The following is a 6,853-nucleotide window of genomic DNA, read 5'->3' on the forward strand; positions in this document are numbered from 1 at the left end:
GGCGCCACGTAATTACGCCGGGCTTTTTGTCCCAAAAGCGATTATTCACGAATTATCGATTGAAATACGGACCGGAGATCAGGATGAGATGGTTTGCAGTACCCAAAATGGCGATCAGCTTGCCGCTGGCAGTGTTGGCGGCCGCCATTTTGATCTTCATCAACGAGGTTGGCTTCCGGCTGTCCACCCAGGCGACGATCAACATCGAAGCGGCGCAGGAAACCCGCAGTGTGGTCAATCGCCTGCTGCAGCACATGCTTGACGCCGAAACCGGTCAGCGCGGCTACCTGCTGACGGGGGACCCCAAATACCTGGAGCCTTATGACGTCGCAACTGCCGAGATCAACCAGACGCTGGAGGCTCTACGGCGGCTTTACGCGGCCCACCCTGCCGATCTGGCCGAGTTCGCTGTGCTGTCGCGCGATGTGTCGCGCAAGCTGGCAGAGATGGACCTGAGCGTGCGCATGCGCAGGCAGGGCAACGAAGAGGCCTGGAAATTTGTGCTGACCACCGATGTCGGCATGGAGCAAATGAAGGCCATTCGTGCCCAGATTGGCAAGCTGGTTCAGTCCAGCAACACCAAAATGCAGGTTGCCCAGGCACAAATCGCCAGGTCCATGCAGTTGGCGCGCCTGGGCATTGCCGTGATGGCACTCGCCGGGCTGCTTGCGTTTTACATGTATTTGCGGCAAACCCAGGCCTTGTTGAACTCCGGCAAGCGTGAGCAGGAATCCCTGCAGCGCGAACGCGACCAGCTCGACAAGGAAGTGCGCGAGCGCACCGCCACCTTGGCCGAATTGGCCACCCATCTCCAGCAGGTGCGCGAGGACGAGCGCGGCCATCTGGCTCGGGAACTGCACGACGAATTGGGCGCCCTCCTGACGGCAGCCAAACTTGACGTGGCACGCATCAAGTCGCGCCTGGGCATCATTTCACCCGAAGCTACCGAGCGCATCCAGCACCTGATAGAGACGCTCAACAGCGGCATCGCGCTGAAACGCCGCATCGTCGAAGACCTGCGCCCCTCATCACTGTCGCACTTGGGCTTGGTTGCCTCTCTGGAGATTCTGGCGCGGGAGTTTGAAGACCGGTCGGGGCTCGGCATCAGCACCGACCTGGAAGTGGTGGAGCTGGGCGGCGCGGCGCAGCTCACGGTTTACCGGCTGGTGCAGGAGTCGCTGACCAACATCGGCAAATATGCGGAGGCGCAACGGGCCGAGATCAGCCTGCACAACTTCGACAGCTACATCGCCGTGGAGGTCAAGGACGACGGCAAGGGTTTCGACAGCCTCAAGATCGGCGCCAGCAGCCATGGCCTGGCTGGCATGCGGCACCGTGTCGAGGCTGCGGGGGGCAAGCTCACGGTGGCATCACGTCCCGGCGAGGGCACACGCATTTCTGCGGTGTTGCCAAAAATAGCGCTTGCCTCCTGACCCAAGCCGGCATTTTCACGGCCAGACGCGAGCCGGCCCACCTCCGCCTAGCACCCGAAAACCCTCGACGGCTGGATCGGTTTCGTCCTACAGCGCGTCATCCTGCAACCCCACAGGGCCATCCGGCACACACCGATGAAGCACGCGCCGCCTCGCCTCTAAGCTTGCCAGAGGTGTTTCAATTGCGAGCGCCGCAACCCGCCCTGCAAGGAGATTGACATGCTGCACTATTCCGTCGTCTTTTTGGTGATTGCCTTGATCGCCGCCGTGTTTGGCTTTGGCGGCATTGCCGCCGGCGCCGTCGAAATTGCCAAGATTCTCTTTTTCATCTTCGCGATCTTCGCGGTGGTCAGCTTTGTGCTGGGCCTGATGAAAAGAAACTGATATCCAACCCTCTCCGCTGTTACCCGGATCTCCGGGGTAACCGCCCCCCTTTAACTACCAGGAACCCCACCATGAAAACCACAAGCTCCAGCATCCCATCGACCCATGACACCCTCTCCGGTGCACGCCATCTGTCCGAGCAAATGCTCAATGGCGCCGAACACGCTGTCCAAAGCAGCCGCAGCCTTGCCAATGAAACGCTGGACAATGCCGAAAGCAAGGTCCGCCAATTGCGCGGCAGCATTGACCCCATGGTCGACAAACTCGCAACCCAGGCCCAGAAGCTGGCCCGTCAGAGCATGGACATGGCCGCCGAAGCCAGCGAACGTGCACGGCGCTCCATGCACCGCTATGCCGACGTCACCACGCGTTATGTCGCCAACGAGCCGGTCAAGGCCGTACTGATTGCCGCAGCCGTCGGCGCCACCGTTGCCCTGCTGGTGGCTGCTGCCCGTCACCACGACTCCCAGTAAGCCGCCCATACCGGACCACGCCCGCTCTTCATCATGCTGCACCCCTTTATCTCGACGCTGATCCGCCGGCCCAACCTCCTGATTGATCATTTGGGGGGATATGCGGAGCTGATCAGGGAAGAAGCGTCAGAGGCCAGCGTGGACCTGATTCGGCGAGCCTTTATATGGGCGCTGGCGGCGGTTGGTGCGATGTTGTTCCTGATTCTGGCCGGCGTCGCGATCATGCTAGGGGCAGTCACCAACCAGTTTCACTGGGCCCTGGTCGCGGTGCCTGCGGTCCCGCTTGTGCTGACCCTGGCGGCATTCTTCAAGGCGCAAAAACTGCTCCCTCCGAGCCATTTTTCGGAGGTTAGGGCGCAGTTTGATCGCGATGCGCAAGCCTTGCGTTCCGCCGCGTGAAATATTTTCAGACCGTTTTATGACCACTGCCAGACCCTCCGCCGTGGAACGGCTTGCCGCAAGCCGCCAGGCAATTGTTCGCGACATGAACGGCGAAGACCCTGTATCCGATAACGCTGACGGCGAGGAATCCAAAGACGTCATTCGAGAAAGTGGCGTAAACGCTTCTTCCGGATCATGGGGTTTGGTCAAGCAGGTCGCCGCTTCGTGGTGGCGCTCGCATCCTGCGCAGCTGGCGCTCGATGTGGCCACACCGATGATGCAGGGAATTGCCGAGAGACATCCCGTGAAAATGCTGGGCATTGCTGCAGCCACTGGCTCTGCGCTGGTATTGCTACGGCCGTGGCGACTTATTTCTGTCACTGGCGTGGCACTGGCATTGCTCAAGTCTACCGAACTATCGGGTGTCGTGCAGTCCATGCTGCGCGGCGGGCCGCCAGACCGCCCCCGATAAAACCTCTATGCAAACCGACCGGTGTGGTGCCGTCAGTCGGCAAGCCTTTTAACTCTTTGCACCAAACGAATTTATAAACCTCAAGGAAAACACCATGAAATACGCTCGCGCAATTGCCTTCGCCGCCCTCGCCGGCATCACCATCATCAGCACCGGTTGCGCCGTGGGTCGTGGTCAGCAGACAGCTGGCGCCTACGTCGATGACGCTGCCATCACCACGGCTGTCAAAGCCAAGTTTGCTGCTGACAAAACTGTCTCCGCCAGCGCCCTCAGCGTGGAAACGCTGAACGGCACGGTGCAACTGTCCGGTTTTGCCAAATCGGCAACTGAAAAAGCCCAAGCTGAAAACCTGGCGCGCGACACAAAAAATGTGCGCGCAGTACGCAACGACATCGTCGTTCGTCCTTAACACCACGGTAGCATGACCTGGCGTTTGCGCCCGGTCAGCAAAAAACGGGGCCTGGTGCTAACGCGCCGCGCTCCGCTTTTGTTTGTTTGCCGGTAGCCGACGGGGGCGCGTGGCGGGCGCCAAAAAAAAGCCGCCGCCCGAAGGCGGCGCTCAGGTGGGGTTGCGGCAATGTCAGCTCGCTGATACGACCAGTTGGTTGTTCACGGAAGTCACGCCCTTGACCCGCCGGGCCAGGTCGGTGGCCTTGTCCTTGGCGGCGGCTGTTGGCGCGGGGCCGTTGAGGGTGACCACGCCATTCTTGGTGTCCACATTGATTTTGGTGGCGCTCAGGTCCGGATCCTTGGCCAGGCTCGCATTGACAGAGGTTGTGATGACTGCATCGTCAATTTTTTCCCCCATGGTGATCACAGCCTGATTGCCCGACGCCTGGGCATCCTTGCTAGCATCTTTCATGGCGTTGCCCGCATCTCGGGCCGCCTGCTCGGTCTTAGCGATGGCCGAGTCGACCGACTGCCCAACGGTTTTCCCGTCGTCGGCCTTGTTGCAAGCAGCCAGTGCAAGCAGCACGGCGACTGAATACACGGTCGCAGCCAGAGGGCGGCGGGCAGCGCCCCAAAAAATAAAATGCTGCGTCATGGTCAGTCTCCGTTCTGGACCGGCTGGCCTGCAGTTCAGAGCTTGTCGACGGCCTTTTTAACCGCGTCCTTGGCGTCTTCCTTGGCATCGCCGTACCCGGACTGCGCCTTGCCTTTGACCTGGTCGGTCATGCCTTCGGCCTCAAGGCTTTCATTGCCGACTACCCGGCCGGCCACTTCCTTGACCTTGCCCTTGGCTTCTTCGACGCGACCTTCAACTTGATGCTTGTTCATGGTGATTCCTTCGGGTAAAACCTGCCGGTATGGCAGGGGTGAATTCACTGTAGTTTTATTCCCCGTGATGACTCGTCAGCGCGTGCGCAATTCCATGTAGGACGCCGGCCTCCAGTATTCACTGCCAGGAACAGGCGCCATGACGCCGGCGAAACAGGCGGGGCTCCAGCGCCATGTGATCGGCAAAAAGGCCGCGCTTGGCGGCCTGCGCCAGGGCCTGCTGCGCTGCGTAAGGGCCGCCATGGCGGCCAAAACCATACGCCCATGCGTGCCCCTGGCCGACCAGCCACTCGGCGATATCCTCACCATCGTGGCGCAACACCACGACGGTTCGGCCGTAATCGTCCTTGCGCCGCGTCTCGAATTCAGCAGAACGGCCGAGCAAACGCTGCGCCAGGGCGGCACGCGCTGCCTGGCCATGTGCCTGGCAAATCTCCGGCGCATCGATGCCGGCGATACGCACCTTCACTGGCTTGCCGCCGCTTGCCGGACGGACCCACAAGGTGTCGCCGTCGCTGACCCGGGTGACCGTGCCGCCCCATGCCTGCGCCGCGCCGGACTGCAGCGCCCACGCCATCCCCAGAACCACAACCATGGCGTTTCTTCGGGTCATGACGGGTACCGGCGCTGGCGGCGCCACACCAGGGCATAGACCACCGCGTTGATCAGCAGCAGCGCGCCACCCAGTACAAACTGCAACTCACGTGTCAGCGCTCCCGGGTAGATCAGGGGCAGCAGGTAGCGTTCTATAAAACTTTCTGCATAACCGGCCGCGCCACCGGCCTGCCGCAGGGCATTTTCCAGCGGCGTCAACGGGCAGGTCCAGCCGGTGAACTCCACCGTCGCGCCCCAGGCGAGCGCAGGCAGGTGCAGCCACGGCATCCAGCGCCAGCGCAAGGCCAGTAATCCGCCACCGAGGGCAAACACGATAAACAGCAGATGCACCAGCAGCACCGCATCGGCCAGCCAGGAGGCCATCATTTGCTACTCTTTTTATAGCTGCTTACGCAGACTGAACGGGGGCTGGAGGTCGATTTGTTCATGTATTTTTGATCAGCAGGGATAAGGCCGGATTCAGGCCGTGACGATCCAGCCTTCGATCGGGTCAACGACCTCGGGCAGGCCGTAACGCGGTGCGCCTTGCATATGTTGCGCCTGCGCCCAGGCCACCTGCATGAGACACAGGACAGCGTCGAGTCCGTCGCCGCGGGCGTCGTCGACCAGAGTGTCGCGCTGGGCGTGGGTGAGCTTCAGGCGCAGGCCCAAACGGCTCTGGCCCATCTCCAGCGCAGTGACCAGGTCTTTGCGCGCGATCAGCCGCTCCGGCGTTTGCTTGAGGCGGTCGTCACTTTTGTAGGACCGGTTGCCGAGCACCTCGCGCGCCAGCAGACCGGGATAGGCTTCAAGTGCGATACGCGAACGGTCACCCTCGTGCAGGCCCGGCAGGTGCACGCCGGCAGCCAGCAGGCGTGGCACGCCCGCGTGCAGCATCCAGGCCACCGGCGGATTGACCCACTTCATGGACGGGCTGGAACCAGCAGGCCGGTCGGTGGCGCGGTGGGCGAACTTGCCCCCGGCCGGCCGCGCATCGCAAAACGCAGCAAAAGTCTGGCGGATATCAGCGCGGCTCAGCGAAGCGTAGTGCGCCATCAGCGCAGGCCAGGCGAGCGGCCAGCCGAGTTGTTCCACCAACTCGCGCGGCAGCCCGAAAGGCAGGTCAAAAGCGCCCAGCCAGGGGCCGGGCTGGCGCAACCAAATATCAAATTCGTCGAGCGAGGCCAGGTGCAGCAGGCGGCCGAGCTGCACGCGCCCGCTGGCACACGAACCCAGCGCCAGCACGATGGGTTTGCGGCGCGTCGGGGCACTTGAAAAATCACATCCGACCAGCAGGGGCGTTGCAGCATCCATGGATGTATTTTCGCGTCAACCGAGGGCCAGCGCCATCACGCCCAGCGCGATCAGGGCCGCGCCCAATGCACGCTGCAGGCGATCGCCCTCGCCCAGCAGGTGGCCGCCAATCAGCGCGGCAAACAACATGGACACTTCACGCGCCGGTGCCACATGCGACAGCGGCGCCACCTGCATCGCGTACAGCACCAGCACATAGGACACCGGGCTGAGCGTGCCAACCAGCAAGGCGTATTTCCACTGCTGTCTCCACAGCAGCCATGCCGTTGGCCGGTCGCGCAGCACTGCAGGCGCCAGCAGCGCCAGCCGTACAAAATTGCCGAGGCAGTCGATCAGGATGGGCGACATCAGCAAAAACTTCACTGCATAACCGTCCACCACGGTGTAGCTGGCAATGAAGGCGCCAGTCAGCAAGCCGTAGACCATGCCCTTGTGAACCCGCTGACGCTGTGCCGGGTCGTGCGCTGCGCGCAGCAAGCCGGGTTCGCCGGCGATCAGGAACACGCCACCCACCACGCCGAGGA

The 6,853-nt window shown here is 62.1% G+C and carries 12 protein-coding genes; 6 read left to right on the plus strand and 6 right to left on the minus strand.

Annotated features, from left to right (window positions below; genetic code table 11):
• Nucleotides 1-83 precede the first annotated feature (83 nt).
• The 6 genes from H0W47_RS06855 (at nt 84) to H0W47_RS06880 (ending at nt 3,552) form a co-directional block, all read left to right on the plus strand.
• A complete protein-coding gene (locus H0W47_RS06855) occupies nt 84-1,433 on the plus strand; it encodes a CHASE3 domain-containing protein (protein ID WP_296922190.1) in 1,350 nt (449 codons plus the stop codon).
• 219 nt (nt 1,434-1,652) lie between these two features.
• Nucleotides 1,653-1,817 carry a DUF1328 domain-containing protein gene (locus H0W47_RS06860; protein ID WP_296922192.1) on the plus strand — a complete coding sequence of 55 codons (165 nt, stop codon included), beginning with the start codon at nt 1,653-1,655 and terminating at the stop codon, nt 1,815-1,817.
• Nucleotides 1,818-1,888: 71 nt separating this feature from the next.
• Entirely contained in the window at nt 1,889-2,290 is a 402-nt protein-coding gene (locus tag H0W47_RS06865) for a hypothetical protein (protein WP_296922195.1), read from the plus strand.
• Between the two features lie 33 nt (nt 2,291-2,323).
• On the plus strand, nt 2,324-2,689 hold the full coding sequence (locus H0W47_RS06870) for a hypothetical protein (RefSeq protein WP_296922199.1): 366 nt from the start codon (nt 2,324-2,326) through the stop codon (nt 2,687-2,689).
• Nucleotides 2,690-2,708: 19 nt separating this feature from the next.
• On the plus strand, nt 2,709-3,143 hold the full coding sequence (locus H0W47_RS06875; RefSeq protein ID WP_296922201.1) for a hypothetical protein: 435 nt from the start codon (nt 2,709-2,711) through the stop codon (nt 3,141-3,143).
• Between the two features lie 94 nt (nt 3,144-3,237).
• Nucleotides 3,238-3,552, plus strand: a complete 315-nt coding sequence (locus H0W47_RS06880) for a BON domain-containing protein (protein ID WP_296922203.1) — start codon at nt 3,238-3,240, stop codon at nt 3,550-3,552.
• A gap of 171 nt (nt 3,553-3,723) precedes the next feature.
• Here the strand turns inward: H0W47_RS06880 and H0W47_RS06885 are convergent, their stop codons facing one another.
• From H0W47_RS06885 to H0W47_RS06910, 6 genes are all read right to left on the minus strand, one after another.
• Nucleotides 3,724-4,188, minus strand: a complete 465-nt coding sequence (locus H0W47_RS06885; protein WP_296922205.1) for a BON domain-containing protein — start codon at nt 4,186-4,188, stop codon at nt 3,724-3,726.
• A gap of 35 nt (nt 4,189-4,223) precedes the next feature.
• The gene (locus tag H0W47_RS06890) at nt 4,224-4,421 is read right to left on the minus strand and encodes a CsbD family protein (RefSeq protein WP_296922208.1); all 198 of its coding nucleotides are present in this window, start codon (nt 4,419-4,421) and stop codon (nt 4,224-4,226) included.
• 118 nt (nt 4,422-4,539) lie between these two features.
• Nucleotides 4,540-5,034 (minus strand): thermonuclease family protein, encoded by a 495-nt coding sequence (locus H0W47_RS06895; protein WP_296922211.1) that lies wholly within the window; start codon nt 5,032-5,034, stop codon nt 4,540-4,542.
• Nucleotides 5,031-5,402, minus strand: a complete 372-nt coding sequence (locus H0W47_RS06900) for a DUF2784 domain-containing protein (protein WP_296922215.1) — start codon at nt 5,400-5,402, stop codon at nt 5,031-5,033. Before H0W47_RS06900 ends, H0W47_RS06895 begins: the two co-directional genes overlap by 4 nt.
• Before the next feature lie 93 nt (nt 5,403-5,495).
• Nucleotides 5,496-6,329 (minus strand): DUF429 domain-containing protein, encoded by an 834-nt coding sequence (locus H0W47_RS06905; RefSeq protein WP_296922218.1) that lies wholly within the window; start codon nt 6,327-6,329, stop codon nt 5,496-5,498.
• 15 nt (nt 6,330-6,344) lie between these two features.
• Nucleotides 6,345-6,853, minus strand: a 509-nt coding sequence (locus H0W47_RS06910) for an EamA family transporter (protein ID WP_296922221.1), incomplete at its 5' end; no start/stop codon positions are given.

Origin of the sequence: Polaromonas sp., from assembly GCF_013817205.1 — a bacterium.
Taxonomy (GTDB): domain Bacteria; phylum Pseudomonadota; class Gammaproteobacteria; order Burkholderiales; family Burkholderiaceae_C; genus Polaromonas.

Excerpts from the sequence above, each read along its gene's own strand:
- H0W47_RS06865 (WP_296922195.1), top strand. The coding sequence starts at position 1,889 with ATGAAAACCACAAGCTCCAGCATCCCATCGACCCATGACACCCTCTCC.
- H0W47_RS06880 (WP_296922203.1), top strand. The coding sequence starts at position 3,238 with ATGAAATACGCTCGCGCAATTGCCTTCGCCGCCCTCGCCGGCATCACC.
- H0W47_RS06895 (WP_296922211.1), bottom strand. The coding sequence starts at position 5,034 with ATGACCCGAAGAAACGCCATGGTTGTGGTTCTGGGGATGGCGTGGGCG.
- H0W47_RS06860 (WP_296922192.1), top strand. The coding sequence starts at position 1,653 with ATGCTGCACTATTCCGTCGTCTTTTTGGTGATTGCCTTGATCGCCGCC.
- H0W47_RS06890 (WP_296922208.1), bottom strand. The coding sequence starts at position 4,421 with ATGAACAAGCATCAAGTTGAAGGTCGCGTCGAAGAAGCCAAGGGCAAG.
- H0W47_RS06870 (WP_296922199.1), top strand. The coding sequence starts at position 2,324 with ATGCTGCACCCCTTTATCTCGACGCTGATCCGCCGGCCCAACCTCCTG.
- H0W47_RS06875 (WP_296922201.1), top strand. The coding sequence starts at position 2,709 with ATGACCACTGCCAGACCCTCCGCCGTGGAACGGCTTGCCGCAAGCCGC.
- H0W47_RS06885 (WP_296922205.1), bottom strand. The coding sequence starts at position 4,188 with ATGACGCAGCATTTTATTTTTTGGGGCGCTGCCCGCCGCCCTCTGGCT.
- H0W47_RS06855 (WP_296922190.1), top strand. The coding sequence starts at position 84 with ATGAGATGGTTTGCAGTACCCAAAATGGCGATCAGCTTGCCGCTGGCA.
- H0W47_RS06905 (WP_296922218.1), bottom strand. The coding sequence starts at position 6,329 with ATGGATGCTGCAACGCCCCTGCTGGTCGGATGTGATTTTTCAAGTGCC.
- H0W47_RS06900 (WP_296922215.1), bottom strand. The coding sequence starts at position 5,402 with ATGATGGCCTCCTGGCTGGCCGATGCGGTGCTGCTGGTGCATCTGCTG.